We start from the raw sequence: 16,171 nt of genomic DNA on the forward strand, positions 1-16,171 counted from the left end.
GTGCTTCCCCCCTCCCTCCTCGAGGGGGGAAGCACGGACGAGCGTCCCCGGTGGCGGACGGACCTATGTGCTCAGCCGTCCGTTCGAACGGGATCCGGCTCCGTGGCCGGGGCAGGGAGGGAGGCCAGACGGCGGCTGCTGCCGAGCTTCTTCTTCAGCGCCAGGTTCTCGTGGTAGAGGTTGGCGGTGACCGCGGCCAGCGCATCGAGCTTGCCGAGGGCTTCGGTGACCTGGGCCTTCGCCTCTCGCAGTTGGCGGCGGAGGTCGGCGATCGTCTCGTCCCGCTGCACTTCGCCGGGGCTGCGGAGGACCGGCCGGGCGACCTTGGCGTCCCACTCGGCCAGGATCTCCTCGGCGCGGTGGACCGTCGCATGGCTGACCTGGGCCTCGCGCGCGAGGGCCTCCTTGGTCAGGGCGCCGTTGGTGTGCAGGGGCTCGCCGGCCAGCAGCCGAGCCATGGCCTCACGAAGCTTCGTTGCGGTCGCGGCGGATACCGGCATCAGCGGTCACCTTCCAGGGTGGCGAAGTGTGCGGTGACCGACTGGACCTCGGCGAGACGGATCTCGATGGATTCGCGCCGTGGCGGGGACAGCCGTTCGCGTCGCAGGGTGTCTTGCAAGTCGCCCTCTTCGGCGATCCAGTAGGGGGCGTTCTTCAAGGTCAGTACCGAGTTACGGCACTTTCCGGGCTGGCAGGCACCGAGCAACGGCTGCTTGCCCCGTTGCTCGGCCGGCAGCTGGTTTTGGCACTCGGCGGTCGATGCCTGCCACATGCAGTGGTTGATCGTGCCGAAGTGGAGCTGGGCGAACTCGTCCCGCAGCAAGCTCACCTGCATGCGTTCGTCCGCGATCTGTGCTTGGAGGTGCGGGTCGCTGTCCATGGTCTTGAGGACCTTGTCCAGGCCGGCGTGGAACTTGGCGGCGCCGGGGCCGACGGCGACCGGGCCGCCCTGCCGGCGGGCTTTGAGGAGGTCGACGAGCTTGCGGGCAGCGGCCAGCTCGAGCTGGTTGTCGAACTCCCTGCTCCAGTTCTTGTCCATCCTGCCGTAGCCGGCAGTGACCCGGTTGGCGAGGGCTCGGCGGGCGGCGTGCTTGAGCTGGATTCCGAGCGCGATCTCCCCGTCGGGCTGCTGGGCGGTGATGATCGCCATGGTCTTGCGGAACATGTGCGGCCGCACCAGCCCTTCAGGGATGGGCTCCAGTCCTGTCCGGTCCAGCGTCTTGTTGATGTTCTCGATGAAGAAGTCGATGTCGCGGAAGGCGTCGAAGCCCGCGCGGCCGCGTGTTCCCTCCGGCAGGAACCCGCTGGGTGGGGCCAGGGTGGCGAAGATGTGGCTGTCGTGCCAGGAAAGGCGTTCGGCGACTGCCACGGCCTGCGCGACCGGCTCGATGATCCACCACTTCAGGCGGGGGCGGGATGCGTCGTGCTTGGTCTTTCTCGAGGCGATCGCGGGAGATCCGTAGTGCTGGACGATGGACTTCCTCTCGATCTCCTGCAGTTCACTGTCTCGCATCAGCGAGAAAGCGGCGATGAAGACGTAGCAGGCCGCTCTGACCATCCGCAGGGCGTGCTCGAGGTCGCCTTCCTCGATGAAGTCGGTGCGGTCTTCGGTGATCGCCTCACGCACCCACTGCTGGCGCTGCCGGGTGCGGGCGGTGCCGCTCGTGAAGACGTTCGCCCTGGTCACGGTGCCGAATACGCGGCCTTCCAGGGTCAGCCAGACCGGCTCCCCGGCCGGCCCGTGGACGCTGGTCTCCCTGCGGACCGGGATGAGGTTGTCCGGGTCGGCCAGCCACTTCTTGACCTCTGCATCGAGGTCATCGGGCCGCCGGTTGCGGCCGCGGACGGGCCGGTCAACGATGCCCATCGCCCTCCGGCCGTCCTTGGCCGTGACGGGCCGGACCCGGCCCGCATCGACCATCTGCTGCACCATCCTCCGCCTCATCTGGTGGCGGTCTGATTCCCGGCCGGCCTTGAACACGCCCTGGCTGACGCCGCCCGTCAGCCACAGGCTCAGCGTTGACCACATCACCGCGCCAGCCGGGTATCCGCGGAAGGCCCTGGCGTGGACCGGCACCAGGGAGGCAGGGTCCTGCACCCAGGTGGCGAGTTTCACGTCGGTGTCCTGAGCACGATGGGTCTGGCGCCGTTTCCCCTCAAAGGCCGCCCAGGCTGCGGCCTGCTGGTCGCGGCGTTCAAGGATCTGCGGGGCCATCTCGTCGATGTAGAACCAGGCGGCCCGCAGGAGCGGCCACCAGATGGCCGGGGGAATGGAGGGCGTGGACACCTCGCCGGTAAATGTCCGGTCGGCTACCTCCGCGGCTGTCTTCCCAGGCCACGGGTCCTCCAGCAGGCCGCCTCCGGTCAGCAGCGGGGCGAAGTCCAACAGGCGGCGAATGGTCAGGACATCGTTGGCCAGGGTGGACGTTCCGGACGTCTCGGCGTGATGGTCGAGGTAGTCCTGCCAGTCCTCCGCCGCCCAGGCCGCCAGATCGTGGGGCATCTCCTGCTCGACCGCCCATTTGGCGATGAGCCGCATCTTGTTGCACGTCTCCTTGACCGAGGACAGGCCCCAGTTCTCGGCCCGGAAGAACAGACCGGCATCCCGAAGGATCTTGTGGCTGGAGTTGAGCATCCCGAAGGCGAGCTCGCGGGTCCGCAGGTTCCAGAGCGGATCGGCCGGGAACGACACCTGCCAGGCGCTCTTCACCCGGTTCGCCGGCCGTCGAAGGCAGTCACCGGGCCAGAACCCGGCCTGCCCGAAGAGCGGGACCTCCACTCCAGGTATGAGGTTGCGGCGGCCGCCGAGGACGGGGGTGTCGTCGGGGATGGTCTGCGAGGGCAGGGCCTGGAAAGCGGCGGCGGTGGTCATCGGTCGTACTCCGTTCGCATTCCGAGCGGCAGGTCGAGTCGGAACTTGCCGTCCTCGATCTGCTGGCGGGCATCGGGAAGCTGGTCCGCGCACTCGGCGAACACTTCCTTCAGCGCGGCCGCCTGAACGGCCCAGGTGGCCTGCCAGACCGGTGGGGCTAGCACGTTACGCATGTGGGCGATGTGGTCGTCGAGCATCAGGAGCCGGGGCAGCTGCGAGGTGAACACCACCGCGTTCGGGCAGATCATGCACATCGCCGGCGCGACGTGGCAGAGCCTGCCCTTGGGCGTGTGCGGGGAATCGTGGGGATCACGGCAGTTGACGACACCCATGTCGAGTTCTCCGTGCTGCAAGGCTTTCCCCTGCTCAGGCGAGATGCCCAGCTCCGCGGCCGCCTCCGGCTCCGCGAGCATGGCCTCGGCTCCCTCGGTGACCAGCACTGGCTTTCCAGGCTTGATCTTGCTGAAGACTCCCCGCTGGGCCCGGTTGACCGCTCGGCCTGCCAGGACGTGCGCCGTCGTGCCGTGCGCGTAGTGGCCTCGGAACACCTCGATGTGGTGGTCGTCCCCGGCCAGGTCGCTCAGGCTGCCGCCCAGAGCGGCGACGCGTGTGGTCTTCGACGTCTTCCGCAGCCGACGCACGTCGTGCGGCTCGGAGATCTTCACCGGGTCGCCTTCCATGTCCGGATGGGTGGCGATCCAGTCAGTGAACCGGCGCCCGGAGCGCTTGAACAGCGCCCGCCCCACGGCCATGCGCTGGCGGTAGTCGGCGGACTCGACGGCGGTGAACAGCCACGGCTCGGTCTCGAATGTCTCCCGGGTCAGGGTGTTCACCGCGATCAGGCGACGCAGCAGTCCGGGAACGTCCCAGTTGCCTGTGCCGGGGTAGGCGGACTCGCCGGGGGCCTCGTCCTCGTCCAGGGGCCGATCGCTCTCCCGCGGCCCGTCGTTGCCGTGCAGATGCGGGCGGACCCGCTGAGCCCGCAGCTTGGTCTGCAGCACTCGGACTCCCTCGTCGCTGAACTCCAGGTCGTCCAGCCGGAGATCGTGAACCTCTTCGGATGTGGCGTCACCCATAGTCAGCAGGAGCAGTATCCGAAACGGCTGCAGATCGAGTTCGCTGGGGAACAGCAGTCCACTGACGGTGGTCATCACGCCGTACTTCCCGCCGAAGCGGGCCATGTAGAGGGGGTCGGCCACTGCCTCCCTCAACGGCTCCGGCCACCATTTGAACTGTGCCGGAAGGTTCGTCAGCAGCGCGGGCATGTCGAGTACGCCGTGGCGGGCCGCCCAGACCAGATTGGGCAGAGACCGCCAGCCTCCGCTGCGCGGGTCCTGGCCCTCGGCCAGAAGCCTCCGGCCAACGGCGAGCCTCTTCTCCAGAGCCCGGACGTCAGCCTGGGCGGCATCCCGGATGAGCAGACGTTCGTGGTTGGCGAACTCGTCCAGCGGCTCGTTCGTGCCACCCCGGTATGTCGGCGGTCCTTCGGCCCGCCGCCGCAGACGCTCGGGGACCTTCGCGTCCCGGACCGCTCTGTGCTCCACCAGGGTCAGCAGTGCACCGGCCAGCGTATTCGGCTGATTCGAGGTCGGCTTGTAGCGGGTGACAAGATCTTCTTCCCACTGGCAGATGGCCTCGGCCACGTCGATGGGGCCGCCATCCAGCCGGGCTTCATCCGGGTCGACGTCGGCGGCCGCCAGATGCGTACCGGCGAACGTCAGAAAGCTGCGGATCGCGGCGACGTAGTTGCCACTTGAGGCCAGTGCTGCCTTGCGGTGATAGTCCAGCCAGGCATCAGCCAGCTGGCCCGCCAGCACCGAGCACTGGAACTCCGCCGGATCGATCCGGTGGTTCATCTGCTGGTGCCGGTAGACATAGGCGAGTTCCCGGATGCCGATCCGCCCAGGCGGCGCGGCTGGCTCGGCGGCAACGGTGGGACGCGGTCGGCTCTTGCGCTCTCCCCGGCGGGGCATCAGGCGGCCCTCCCCTGCGTCAGCCGGGCCGCGTAGTCGGCGTAGGTGGTGTCCTGGGCATTCCAGTCCGCGATCGCCCGGGCGACCAGCAGGTTCGTCTTGCGGATGTAGCGCAGGTAACGCATGGTCGACGTCGCCTGACGATGGCCGAGCAAACGCTGAACCGTCAGCTGCGGCGACTTGCTGATGTGATCGGCGAGGTAGGCGGTGTGCCCGCCCAGCCGCCGCAATTCCGACTCCTGCTCGGCCACCAGCTCAGTCAGCAGCTGAAGCATGAAGATCGCGAATGTGTGACGTAGATCGTGGATCTTGAAGGCCCGCGGCACCACCGTTTCGAGCTTGTGTTCCTTGCTGATCCGCAGGGCCCGCACGTGAGCGCCTTCGAATATCTGATGCCAACGCTGTGCGGAGAGCATGCGCCCGCCGCGGCCGACGAACAGCGCCATCGGCTCCAGACCCCGGTCGCCTTCCATGACCGCGATCCGGCGTGTGGCCACGTCCATGTCCTTGATCGTGAAGGTCCGTCGGCGGCCGTGCAGGACCCCGCTGACCTTGCCCTGTCGGGAGTTGATGTCGTCGACGACAAACAGCTCCGCCCGGCGGCGGTGCAGTGTGCGGGCGGCGGCATCCACGATCTTGGCCCGCTCAGTGCGCCGGTAGAAGTCGATCTCCCTCAACGTGGCGTGCTGGATTTCCACCGTGCGGGGCAGCTTGTACTTGGCCATCGCCCTCAGGTCCACCAGCGCGGCCGAGCCGTCCCGGCGCGGCGTCCCGACCTCGATGTCGAGGAGGGTACTGAACTCCCGCAGGCGCATCCCGGTCGTCACTGCCAGCTCCGCCGCCGCGCTGTTGCGCAACGGCGCCGCCCCGCGGAACGACCGGTCCGCCCGCTCGTCCGGCAACAAGCCACGGAGCCCGACCTGCTTCAGGAACCGCCACTGCGAATAGGTCAGATGGCGGACGTCGAGATCGTTGACGACGCTCACGGACAGCACATCCCTGCCGTTCCTGCGGCGGTGATACGGGCGTCGGTCCAGCAGCTTCGCGTCCTCGACAGCCCAGTCGTAGAAGTTGTTGATCGCAGCCCGCCGGCGCATCCACGTGGCCGCCGACACCGGTTCGTCCCGGTACTCCATGAGCTCGTCCCTGTACGCGACGAGGTCGTCCTCCGTCGCTGAGAGCAGGTCCGTCGGCGGATCCAACTGCTCGAGGAAGTCGACCAGGTCCATCAGGTCGTAGGTGTAGTCCTGGAGCGACCCCGCATCCAGGCGCTTGGCCAGATCGAAGAAGAACGAGGTCAACGGCTCCAGCGGGCGCATGTCCGCCCCCAGGAAGAACGGCGTGCCCTCTTTGAGCGCCCCCTTGCGGGTCACGTACTCGACCCCGTTCAGATCCACGCCATCCACGGCACCCGCGTACCGGCGCACCTTGGCGTGCGACACGAAGAAGTACTCCACGAAGCCTCCAACCCTGAGACATCAGCCGTCACTTGAACCTAACAGCCGCCCGTGGTGTACCGCTGAGACAGAGAGACATCCATCAACTATTGATCTAACCTGCGCCCTCCTGGTTGGCCGGCCGGGTCTCCAGCCGCACCACGTGCGGATGGTCGGGCCGCAGCTCGGCCGAGTCCTCGGCGAGCACGATCCGCTCCCCGGGGCCGACGAGCCCGAGCAGGGCGCTGAGCAGCGTGGTCTTGCCGGTGCCCGTCCCTCCCGAGACCAGGAAGGACAGCCGGGCCCGCACCATGTCCCGGAGCAGCCGCTGCCCGCCGGGCGGAAGCGTCCCCGCCGCGACCAGCTCCTCCAGCGTGAAGGCGCGCGGCCGCACCACCCGCAGGGACAGGCACGCCGATCCGACGGCCACCGGGGGCAGTACGGCGTGCAAGCGGGTGCCGTCGGGCATCCGGGCGTCCACCCAGGGCCGGGCGTCGTCGAGGCGGCGCCCGGCGACGGCGGCGAGCCGCTGGGCGAGCCTGCGCACGGCGGCCGCGTCGGTGAAGGTCACGCCGGTCAGCTCCAGCCCGCCGCCGCGGTCCACCCACACCCGGTCGGGGGCCGCCACCAGGACGTCGGTGACCTCGGGGTCGGCGAGCAGTGCTTCCAGCGGGCCCGCGCCGACCAGTTCGGACCTCAGCTCGGCGGCGACGCCGAGCACCTCGGCGTCGCCCAGCAGCCGGCCTTGGGCCCGCAGGGCCGCGGCCACCCGCGCCGGGGTGGGCTCCGCCCCGCTCTCGGCGAGCCGCTGGCGCACCGCGTCGAGGAGTACGGCGCTCATACCGCCACCCCCTGGGCGGAGCCGAGCGCACGCTGCCAGAAGCCGTCGCAGAAGCGGGCGAGGGCGCCCCGCCCGTGCGATCCCGGGGGCTCGCCCTCGGCCACCCGGCCCGGGAGTCCCACCTCGACCGGTACTTCGCCGGCCAGGGGCACCCCCAGGAGTCCGGCGACGGCTTCCGCGTCGAGTCCGCCGGGCGCGGGGCCCCGTACGACCACGCGGACATCGCGGGCCACCATCCGGACTCCCGCGGCCACCCGGCCGGCCGCGGCCACCGCCCGCAGCTCGCCCCGCACCACCATGAGCACAAGGTCCAGCTGCGCGAGCACCTCGGCGACGGCTTCGTCGACCCGGCGAGGCAGGTCGACCACGACGACCCCGCCCCGGCGCCGCGCGGCGGCCACCACCGAGCGCATTGCGGCGGGCGGCACCACCACGCGGTCCCCGCGGTCCCAGCTGAGCACCCGCAGGGCGTGCAGTTCGGGCAGGGATTCCGCCAGGGCTCCGGCGCCGACGCGGCCGCGCGAGGCGGCGAAGTCGGGCCAGCGCAGTCCTTCGGCGGCTTCGCCTCCGAGGAGGACGTCCATGCCGCCGCCGAGGGGGTCGCCGTCGATGAGGATGGTCCGCTCCCCGGCCCGGGCGGCCCGCAGGGCCAGCGCGCAGGCGAGGGTGGAGGCTCCGGCTCCGCCGCTGCCCCCGATCACCCCGACCGTGAGGGCGGGCCGTCCGGCCCCCTCCACGACGTCGGCGATCCGGTCGACGAGCCGGCTTTCGGCGTCGGGGAGGGTCAGCACCTCCTCGGCGCCGATCTCCAGGGCCCGCTGCCATACGTGGGGGTCGTCCAGATCCCGGCCGACGAGGAAGACCCCGTCCCGCCGGGGTGCGCCGCGAACCCGCCGCGCGGCATCGTCGCCGACCAGGACGAGCGGTGCCGATTCCCAGCCGACCGCCGTGCCCCCGACGACCCCGGCGGCGCCCCCGCCGCCCCCTCCGCTCCCGTCGCCCCTCTCGTCACCACCGGCTCCGCTTTGCTCCGGCATCGCGTGGTGCACATGCGGCTCGGCCCCCGCGGCGGCGCACAGCCGCAGCAGGTCGTCGAGCAGCAGGGGGTCCTCGGTGATGATCAGCGGCCGTCCGCCGGCGGCCACAGGCCCTCCGGCCCCGGGATTCGGCCCGTCCCCGCCCGCCATCGCGAGATCCCGGACTTCACACGACTTCGATCCAGCCACGATCTCCGCCTCCTTCTCACAGCAAATCCAGCGCCGCGGACTTCGCGGCCGGAATCACCGTGACGGGATCGGGGAAAAGAAGTGGATCTTGCTCTAAAACCGTGGACGGACACCCCATTGTGAATAACTCGCTCACCCCAACAGGTGAGTTCCGGAGCGCGCCGGAACGACTACGCACGGTGACGAGTTCGAGGGGGTGGGGGCCTTCACCGCGCAGGCCCCTCGAAGACGAGGAGGCCCGAGGAGTGATCACTTGGGGTCGAAGGCAGGGACGCAAACCGCGTCCGGACATGCGACGACCCCCGCCGGGGGGGAGAGCGGGGGTCGTCCCCACGGTCCGACTCGGGGGGGGAGGAGCCAGACCGGGTTAGCACGGTCGCGAACGATCCGTGACTTCCATGGTGTACCCGAGAGGCTTCTCAGGCAAACCCACGCGCCGCACTTTACGCCGAATGGTGGGCGCATATGCTCGGGTCGTGGAAAATCAGCCCTTGCCGCACTCCTTGCCTCGCACCGCAGCCTTCTTCGACCTGGACAAGACGGTCATTGCGAAGTCGAGCACTCTGACGTTCAGCAAGTCCTTCTACCAGGGCGGCCTGATCAACCGAAGGGCCGTGCTGCGCACCGCCTACACGCAGTTCATCTATCTGGCCGGCGGCGCCGACCACGATCAGATGGAGCGGATGCGGGAGTACCTGTCCGCCCTCTGCAAGGGGTGGAACGTGCAGCAGGTCCGGGAGATCGTCGCCGAGACCCTGCACGACCTCATCGACCCGCTGATCTACGACGAGGCCGCCTCCCTCATCGAGGCCCACCACACCGCGGGCCGCGACGTGGTGATCGTGTCCACCTCCGGAGCCGAGGTCGTCGAACCCATCGGCGAGATGCTGGGCGCCGACCGGGTCGTCGCCACCCGGATGGTCGTGGGCGATGACGGCTGCTTCACCGGCGAGATCGAGTACTACGCCTACGGCCCGACCAAGGCGGAGGCCGTGCGCGAACTCGCGGAGTCCGAGGGGTACGACCTCTCGCGCTGCTACGCGTACAGCGACTCGGCCACCGACATCCCGATGCTGGAGGCGGTCGGGCACCCGCACGCGGTCAACCCCGACCGGGCACTGCGACGGGAAGCCGTGGCGCGCGAGTGGCCGGTGCTGGTGTTCAACCGTCCGGTACGGCTGAAGCAGCGGCTGCCCGGACTGTCGATGCCCGCGCGGCCGGCGCTGGTCGCCGCCGCCGCGGTGGGCGCGGCCGCGGCCACCGCCGGACTGGTCTGGTACGCGAGCCGGCGGCGCGCCCTGGCCGCCGCCGCGCCCCGCTGACCTGCGCGAACACCGGGTGTCCGATACACCCTGATTCGCACCGTAAAGCAAAGAAATGCGGCGAGGGGTTTCGCTCCACTCCGAAGCGGAGTACAAAGGAGTCAAGGCCCGCGAGACCAAAGAACATCCGAGAGGATCATCTTTAAAACGCAGTATGGCCCACGGACCGAAGCAAGATCGCATGAACGCCGAGCACCCACGCGACGTCGACCCGTCGATTACGGGCCAGCCGCACCAGGTGACGGGCAAAGCTCCCGACCTGATGGGCAATCATCGAGGACGCTTGGTAACTGGGCGTAAATGCCAGCGGCGACACCAGAGCAGTACGGTGTCGCCGCAACCCATGTCCGGACCCGTCAGGCCCCACCGGTCGCCACCGGCCCCCGTCAGGCCGCGCCGCGCTGGAGCGCCTCGCAGACCGCGGTCGACTCGCGGACACCGAGCTCGATCGCGCGGCCGCAGTGCGCGATCCAGGCCGACATCCCCTCCGCGGTCCCGGAGACGTAGCCCTTGAAGGCCTCCACGTAGGCATCCCGGCCCTGTTCCGCGTGCCCGACCTCCGCCGGGCAGATCGCCTTCGGGTCCAGGCCGCTGTTGATCAGCACGATCCGCTCCGCGGTCCGCGCCACCAGGCCGTTGTACGAACCGAACGGACACAGCGCGAGCAGCTCGCCGTGCACCACCGCCGCCGTGATCAGCGCCGGAGCGGAGCCGCCCGCGATGATCAGGCCGGAGAGCCCCTCCAGCCGGCCCGCCACTTCCTGCGCGTCGGGCAGGGGCAGGTCGATCAGCGGCTCGTCCACCGGCTCACCGGCCAGGCGGGGCCGGCCGACCACGTCGCCGTCGGCCGTGGAGCCCGAGGCCACCAGGTGGAGCCGCGCCAGGACCCGTAGCGGCGACTGGCGCCAGATGCTCAGCAACTGGCCCGCCTCGGCCGTCAGACGCAGGGCGGCGCCCACCGTCCGTGCCTCCGGCTCCGAGCCGAAGTCGCTCCGGCGGCGGACCTCCTCCAGCGCCCAGTCGGCCCCCGACAGCGCCGCGCTCCCGCGCGCTCCGCGCAGCGCGGCCTCCGAGGCGACCGCCACGGCGCGGCGGCGCATGACGCGGTGTCCGTAGACCCGGTCCACGGCCTTGCGTACGGATTCCACGGACTCGGAGACGCCCGGCAGAGCGGCCAGCGGGGCGAGCGGATCGGCGGAGGCGGGGGCGGAACCGGAAGCGGCGGCCGAAGAGGCGGCGGAAGCAGAGGCGCTACTCATAAGTAAGGAGCCTACGCACTGCTCCCCCATAGCACCGACCCCTCCTTGGAGTGGTCTTCTTCACTCAGGCATACAACACAAAGCCACCGACCCACTACCCTTCGTGAACATGAAGATCGCTTTCGTGGGGAAGGGCGGCAGCGGCAAGACCACGCTGTCCTCCCTTTTCATCCGCCACCTCGCCTCCAATGAAGCCCGTGTCGTCGCGGTGGACGCCGACATCAACCAGCACCTGGGCACCGCGCTCGGACTCAGCGAGGACGACGCGGCCTCGCTGCCCGCGCTGGGCGCGCACCTGCCCCTCATCAAGGAGTACCTGCGGGGCTCCAACCCGCGCATCGCCTCCGCCGACACGATGATCAAGACCACTCCGCCCGGCACCGGCTCCCGGCTGCTGCGCGTCGACGAGGACAACCCCGTCTACGACGCATGCGCGCGCACCGTGACGCTCGACGGCGAGCCCGTACGGCTGATGGCGACGGGGCCGTTCACCGAGTCCGATCTGGGCGTGGCCTGCTACCACTCCAAGGTCGGCGCGGTCGAGCTCTGCCTCAACCACCTCGCCGACGGCCCGGACGAGTACGTCGTCGTCGACATGACGGCCGGTTCGGACTCCTTCGCCTCCGGCATGTTCACCCGCTTCGACGTGACCTTCCTGGTCGCCGAACCGACCCGCAAGGGCATCTCCGTCTACCGCCAGTACAAGGAGTACGCGCGGGACTTCGGGATCACGCTCAAGGTCGTCGGCAACAAGGTGCAGGGCCCGGAGGACATCGAGTTCCTCCAGGACGAGGCCGGCGAGGACCTGCTGGTCACCGTCGGGCAGTCGGACTGGGTACGGGCGATGGAGAAGGGCCGCCCGGCCGCCTTCGAGCTGCTGGAGGCCACCAACCGGCTGGCCCTGCAGGCGCTGCAGGACGCGGCGGACGACTCCTACGCGCACCGCGACTGGGAGCGGTACACCGAGCAGATGGTCCACTTCCACCTGCGCAACGCGGAGAGCTGGGGCAACGCGAAGACCGGGATCGACCTGGCGGACCAGATCGACCCCGGTTTCGTCCTACGGGAACTGCTCACTCCTCGTTCTGACTCGCGCCTGCCGGCTCCGCAGCCGGCTTGACCCCGGCGGGGGCGGCCGGCTTGGCCGGCGGCCCCGCCGTCAGGAACTTGTTCCAGCCCTCCTTCGGCGCCTCGCCGACGTCGAGGGTGCGCATCCACTCCAGGGCCTTCGGGTCCTGGGCGTCCAGCCAGTCCACCAGCTCGCGGAACGGCACGCAGCGGACCTCCTTCTGCGTGCACATGGTCTTGATGGAGTCCTCGACGGCACGCATGTAGGTGCCGCCGTTCCAGGACTCGAAGTGGTTGCCGATGATCAGCGGCGCGCGGTTGCCCTGATAGGTCCGCTCGAAGGCCTTGGCCAGGCCGTCGCGCATCTGCTCACCCCAGTACGCGTGCTGCGAGGGGTCGCCCTGCGTGGTCGTACCGGACTGGTTGACCAGGTAGTTGTAGTCCATGCTGAGCGTTTCGAAGGCGCGGCCGGGCATGGGGACCAGCTGGAGCGGGATGTCCCAGAGGCCGTCCGTCTTCTTCGGCCAGATCTGCTTGCTGATGCCGCTGGAGTCGTATCGGAAGCCGCCCATCTCCTTCGCGGCCAGCATGAAGTTCTTCTGGCCTTCGAGGCAGGGGGTGCGGGCCCCGATCATCTCCTTGTCGTAGTCGAACGGGAGCGCCTCCATGCCCTTGAGGGCCGGCGAGTTCGTCTTCCAGTTCTTGACGAACGACTTCGCCTGGTTGATCTCGCTCTTCCACTCGTCCACGGACCAGGTCCCGACGCCGCCCTCGGGTCCGCAGAAGTGGCCGTTGAAGTGGGTGCCGATCTCGTTGCCCTCCAGCCAGGCCTCGCGCACCTGGAGAGCGGTGTCCTTGATGCCCTGGGGGTCGCCGAAGCCGATGTCGGAGCGGCCCGGGGAGTGCTGGGGCGCGGTGTAGAGGGAACGCTTCTCCTCCGGGAGCATGTACACGCCGCTGAGGAAGTACGTCATACGGGCGTTGTACTTCTTGCCCACCTCACGGAAATGCGAGAAGAGCTTCTGGCTGTCTTCTCCCGCCCCGTCCCACGAATAGACGACGAACTGCGGCGGCTTTTCGCCGGGCTTCAGCTTCTCCGCCTTCTGTACGTTCGGCTGCAGACCCGTGTACGAGGTCGAACCGTCGCCGATGAGCCGCTTGACGCTGCCCGGAGCCGGGCCTTCCGGCGCGGGCGCGCCCTTCTTGGCCGCCTGACCTTCCGGGGCCGGACGGCCGGCGGGCTCCGAGGTGCTGCACCCGGCCACACCCAGGACCAGCGCCGTGGCGACCAGGCCGCCGGCGATCCTCTTGGTCGCGCCCTTCTTCGTGGTGGCAGTCATCCGCCGCACCTCTTCCCTCGCAGTTCCGTCGCAGGACTTCCGCGCCGCAACGTCCCATGCGGTCCGTTTTTAGGAAGGTGTGACAAGCCGGACTAAATGCCTATTCACTCGTGCGCGCTAATTTCTAGGCCATTTGCCCGTATTACCTACCACTGGCCTTTACTCTCCATTACCGTTCGTTTACCGAGTGTTGAGAATCCCGCCGCTTCACCCCTCCCCCCGAGGAGACGGGACTTATGAAAAGCACCCCCACCACCACTTCCCCTCCACCCGTCGGGAGAGCCTCCGGCGACCTCTCCGCCGACCTCTCCGCCTCCATCGCCGTCTTCCTGATCGCCCTGCCGCTCTCCCTCGGCATCGCCCTGGCCACGGGAGCCCCGCTCCAGGCGGGGCTCGTCGCCGCGGCGGTCGGCGGGATCGTGGCCGGACGTCTCGGCGGAGCACCCCTCCAGGTGAGCGGCCCCGCGGCCGGACTCACCGTCGTCACCGCCGAGTTGATCCAGCACTACGGCTGGCGCACCACCTGCGCCATCACGGTCCTCGCGGGCTGCTGCCAACTCGGCCTCGCCGCGCTGCGGACCGCCCGTTCCGCGCTGATGGTCAGCCCGGCCATCGTCCACGGCATGCTCGCGGGCATCGGCGTGACGATCGCCCTGGCGCAGCTCCACATCGTGCTCGGCGGCACCCCGCAGAGCTCTGCAGTGGCCAATGTCCTGGGGCTGCCCGACCAGTTGGCCGACCTGCACCCCGTCGCCCTCGGCATCAGCGTGCTCACACTGGTCGTGCTGCTCGGCTGGCCCCGGCTGCCCGGCCGGATCGGGCAGGCCCTGCGCAAGGTGCCGGCCGCGCTCGCCGCCGTCGCCACCGCGACGGCCTTCGCGGCCCTCGCCGGGTTGTCCCTGCCCCGCGTGGACCTGCCGTCCTGGCGCAGTCACGCACTGCCGGAGGTGCCCGAGGGGCCGGTGCTCGGCCTCATCGCCGCAGTGCTGACCATCACCCTGGTCGGCAGCGTGGAGTCGCTGCTCTCGGCGGTGGCCACCGACAAGCTGATCACCGCCGAACGGACCACGGACAAGCGCCCCGCCCGGGCCGACCTCAACCGCGAACTGCGGGGCCAGGGCGCGGCGAACATCGTCTCGGGCGCACTGGGCGGACTGCCCATCACGGGCGTGGCGGTCCGCAGCGTGGCCAACGTCAAGTCCGGTGCGATGAGCCGGCGGTCGTCCATGATGCACGGCTTCTGGGTGCTGCTCGCCGCCGGCCTGCTCGTGCCGCTCCTCGACCTGATCCCGCTCGCCGCGCTCGCCGCACTGGTGATGGCGGTCGGCGTGCAGATGGTGAACATCACACACCTGCGCACCGTCACCCGGCACCGCGAGTCCCTCGTCTACGCCACGACCATCGTGGCCGTGGTGCTCGGCGGAGTCCTGGAAGGCGTCGCCATCGGCATCGCCGTGGCCGTCGCCCTGGCCCTGCACCGTCTGGCCCGGACCCGGATCACCGTCGAGCGCCTCGACAGCGGAGTCCACCGGGTCTGGGCGCGGGGGCAGTTGACCTTCCTCGCCGTACCGCGACTGAGCCGGGTGCTCAACCAGATCCCGGGCAACGGGCACGCCGTCATCGAACTGGACGGCTCGTTCATGGACCACGCCGCCTACGAGACCCTCCAGGACTGGCGGAACTCCCATCTGGCACACGGGGGCTCGCTGGAGGTCACCGGCCGGTCGGGGGCCAGGATCGCCGAAACCGAGCAGGCGCAGCGGACCGAGCGCGCCGAGCGGGGTGCGCAGCGCGGGGACCACCAGTGCTGCCGGCCCTGGACCCCGTGGCAGAACCATTGCGACCACCGCGGCACGGTGGCCCGTACGGCCCCCGAGGCGGCCGGGAGCCCGGACGCCTCACCCGCCCCGGCCCCCGACCCGCCGGCCGGGCCCCGCGGGCGCGGCGCCGGTCAACTGGCCAACGGGATCAGCGCCTTCCAGCGCGACACGGCTCCGCACGTGCGCGAGGAGCTGGCCCGGCTGGCCCGGGAGGGGCAGCGGCCCTCGCAGCTCTTCCTCACCTGTGCGGACTCCCGTCTGGTGACGAGCATGATCACGGCGAGCGGCCCCGGGGACCTGTTCACGGTCCGCAACGTCGGCAACCTCGTCCCGCTCCCGGGGGCGGAGTCCACGGACGATTCGGTCGCGGCGGCCATCGAGTACGCCGTGGACGTCCTCCAGGTGGACAGCATCACGGTGTGCGGGCATTCGGGGTGCGGGGCCATGCAGGCCCTGCTCAACTCCGCGCCGGGGATGCCGATGACCCCGTTGCGGCGGTGGCTGCGGCACGGGCTGCCGAGCCTGGAGCGGATGGGCAGCCGCCATCACGCCTGGGCGCGGATCTCCGGAAGGCTGCCGGCGGACGCCGTGGAGCAGCTGTGCCTGACCAATGTGGTGCAGCAGCTGGAGCACCTGAAGGCCCACGAATCGGTGGCCCGGCGGCTCGCCGAGGGCACGCTGGAGCTGCACGGGATGTACTTCCACGTCGGCGAGGCGCAGGCGTACCTGCTGTCGGAGGGGCAGGACTTCTTCGACTGCCGGGTCTTCGACACCGTCGGCGCGGGGTCGCTGCGCGGCTGAACGAGCAGGGCCCGGCGGGCGGCCGGTACGGTCGCGCTCCCGGGCCTGGGGAGCTTTGAACCGATACTCTCCGTTATCCGTGCCACTGAGTGGCCCCTTCCCGCACCTGCAGCGGGAGGGGGCCACTCGCGCGTGGGCCCGGCCGGGAAATAGGTCTACACCAATTCCCGACAACCTCTTGTCACCCGGGCCATTGACTGATGAGCTATGCCC

10 protein-coding genes and 1 pseudogene are annotated in these 16,171 nt (G+C 69.9%); 3 read left to right on the top strand and 8 right to left on the bottom strand.

The window, feature by feature from the left end; all coding sequences use genetic code 11:
• Window positions 1-71 precede the first annotated feature (71 nt).
• The 6 genes and pseudogenes from ACE1OC_RS18620 to ssd form a co-directional block, all read right to left on the bottom strand.
• Complete coding sequence (locus ACE1OC_RS18620) at window positions 72-500, bottom strand: hypothetical protein (protein ID WP_407837946.1); 429 nt, start codon at window positions 498-500, stop codon at window positions 72-74.
• Window positions 500-2,872 (bottom strand): hypothetical protein, encoded by a 2,373-nt coding sequence (locus ACE1OC_RS18625; protein ID WP_407837947.1) that lies wholly within the window; start codon window positions 2,870-2,872, stop codon window positions 500-502. Before ACE1OC_RS18625 ends, ACE1OC_RS18620 begins: the two co-directional genes overlap by 1 nt.
• Window positions 2,869-4,845, bottom strand: coding sequence for a hypothetical protein (locus tag ACE1OC_RS18630; RefSeq protein WP_407837948.1), 1,977 nt, complete (start codon window positions 4,843-4,845; stop codon window positions 2,869-2,871). The genes ACE1OC_RS18625 and ACE1OC_RS18630 overlap by 4 nt, the downstream gene beginning before the upstream one ends.
• Entirely contained in the window at window positions 4,845-6,302 is a 1,458-nt protein-coding gene (locus tag ACE1OC_RS18635; RefSeq protein WP_407837949.1) for a site-specific integrase, read from the bottom strand. Before ACE1OC_RS18635 ends, ACE1OC_RS18630 begins: the two co-directional genes overlap by 1 nt.
• Window positions 6,303-6,399: 97 nt before the next feature.
• Window positions 6,400-7,122 (bottom strand): annotated as a pseudogene (locus ACE1OC_RS18640) (CpaF family protein); the annotation flags it as partial.
• Window positions 7,119-8,309 (bottom strand): septum site-determining protein Ssd, encoded by a 1,191-nt coding sequence (gene ssd / locus ACE1OC_RS18645; protein ID WP_407841603.1) that lies wholly within the window; start codon window positions 8,307-8,309, stop codon window positions 7,119-7,121. The gene ssd and the pseudogene ACE1OC_RS18640, both read right to left, overlap by 4 nt.
• A 491-nt stretch (window positions 8,310-8,800) precedes the next feature.
• Here ssd and ACE1OC_RS18650 point away from each other — a divergent pair, with 491 nt between their 5' ends.
• Window positions 8,801-9,670 carry an HAD family hydrolase gene (locus ACE1OC_RS18650; RefSeq protein ID WP_407837950.1) on the top strand — a complete coding sequence of 290 codons (870 nt, stop codon included), beginning with the start codon at window positions 8,801-8,803 and terminating at the stop codon, window positions 9,668-9,670.
• Between the two features lie 386 nt (window positions 9,671-10,056).
• Here ACE1OC_RS18650 and ACE1OC_RS18655 read toward each other — a convergent pair whose 3' ends face one another.
• On the bottom strand, window positions 10,057-10,929 hold the full coding sequence (locus ACE1OC_RS18655; protein WP_407837951.1) for an oxidoreductase: 873 nt from the start codon (window positions 10,927-10,929) through the stop codon (window positions 10,057-10,059).
• Window positions 10,930-11,038: 109 nt separating this feature from the next.
• On the opposite strand from ACE1OC_RS18655, the gene ACE1OC_RS18660 reads away from it, so the two are divergent.
• A complete protein-coding gene (locus tag ACE1OC_RS18660) occupies window positions 11,039-12,049 on the top strand; it encodes an ATP-binding protein (RefSeq protein WP_266956304.1) in 1,011 nt (336 codons plus the stop codon).
• Here ACE1OC_RS18660 and ACE1OC_RS18665 read toward each other — a convergent pair.
• Window positions 12,003-13,337, bottom strand: coding sequence for a hypothetical protein (locus tag ACE1OC_RS18665; RefSeq protein WP_407837952.1), 1,335 nt, complete (start codon window positions 13,335-13,337; stop codon window positions 12,003-12,005). The two genes, ACE1OC_RS18660 and ACE1OC_RS18665, sit on opposite strands and share 47 nt — an antisense overlap.
• A 236-nt stretch (window positions 13,338-13,573) precedes the next feature.
• Here ACE1OC_RS18665 and ACE1OC_RS18670 point away from each other — a divergent pair, with 236 nt between their 5' ends.
• Complete coding sequence (locus ACE1OC_RS18670; RefSeq protein WP_407837953.1) at window positions 13,574-15,958, top strand: SulP family inorganic anion transporter; 2,385 nt, start codon at window positions 13,574-13,576, stop codon at window positions 15,956-15,958.
• Window positions 15,959-16,171 lie beyond the last annotated feature (213 nt).

This window comes from Streptomyces stoeckheimensis (assembly GCF_045822005.1).
Lineage (GTDB): Bacteria > Actinomycetota > Actinomycetes > Streptomycetales > Streptomycetaceae > Streptomyces > Streptomyces stoeckheimensis.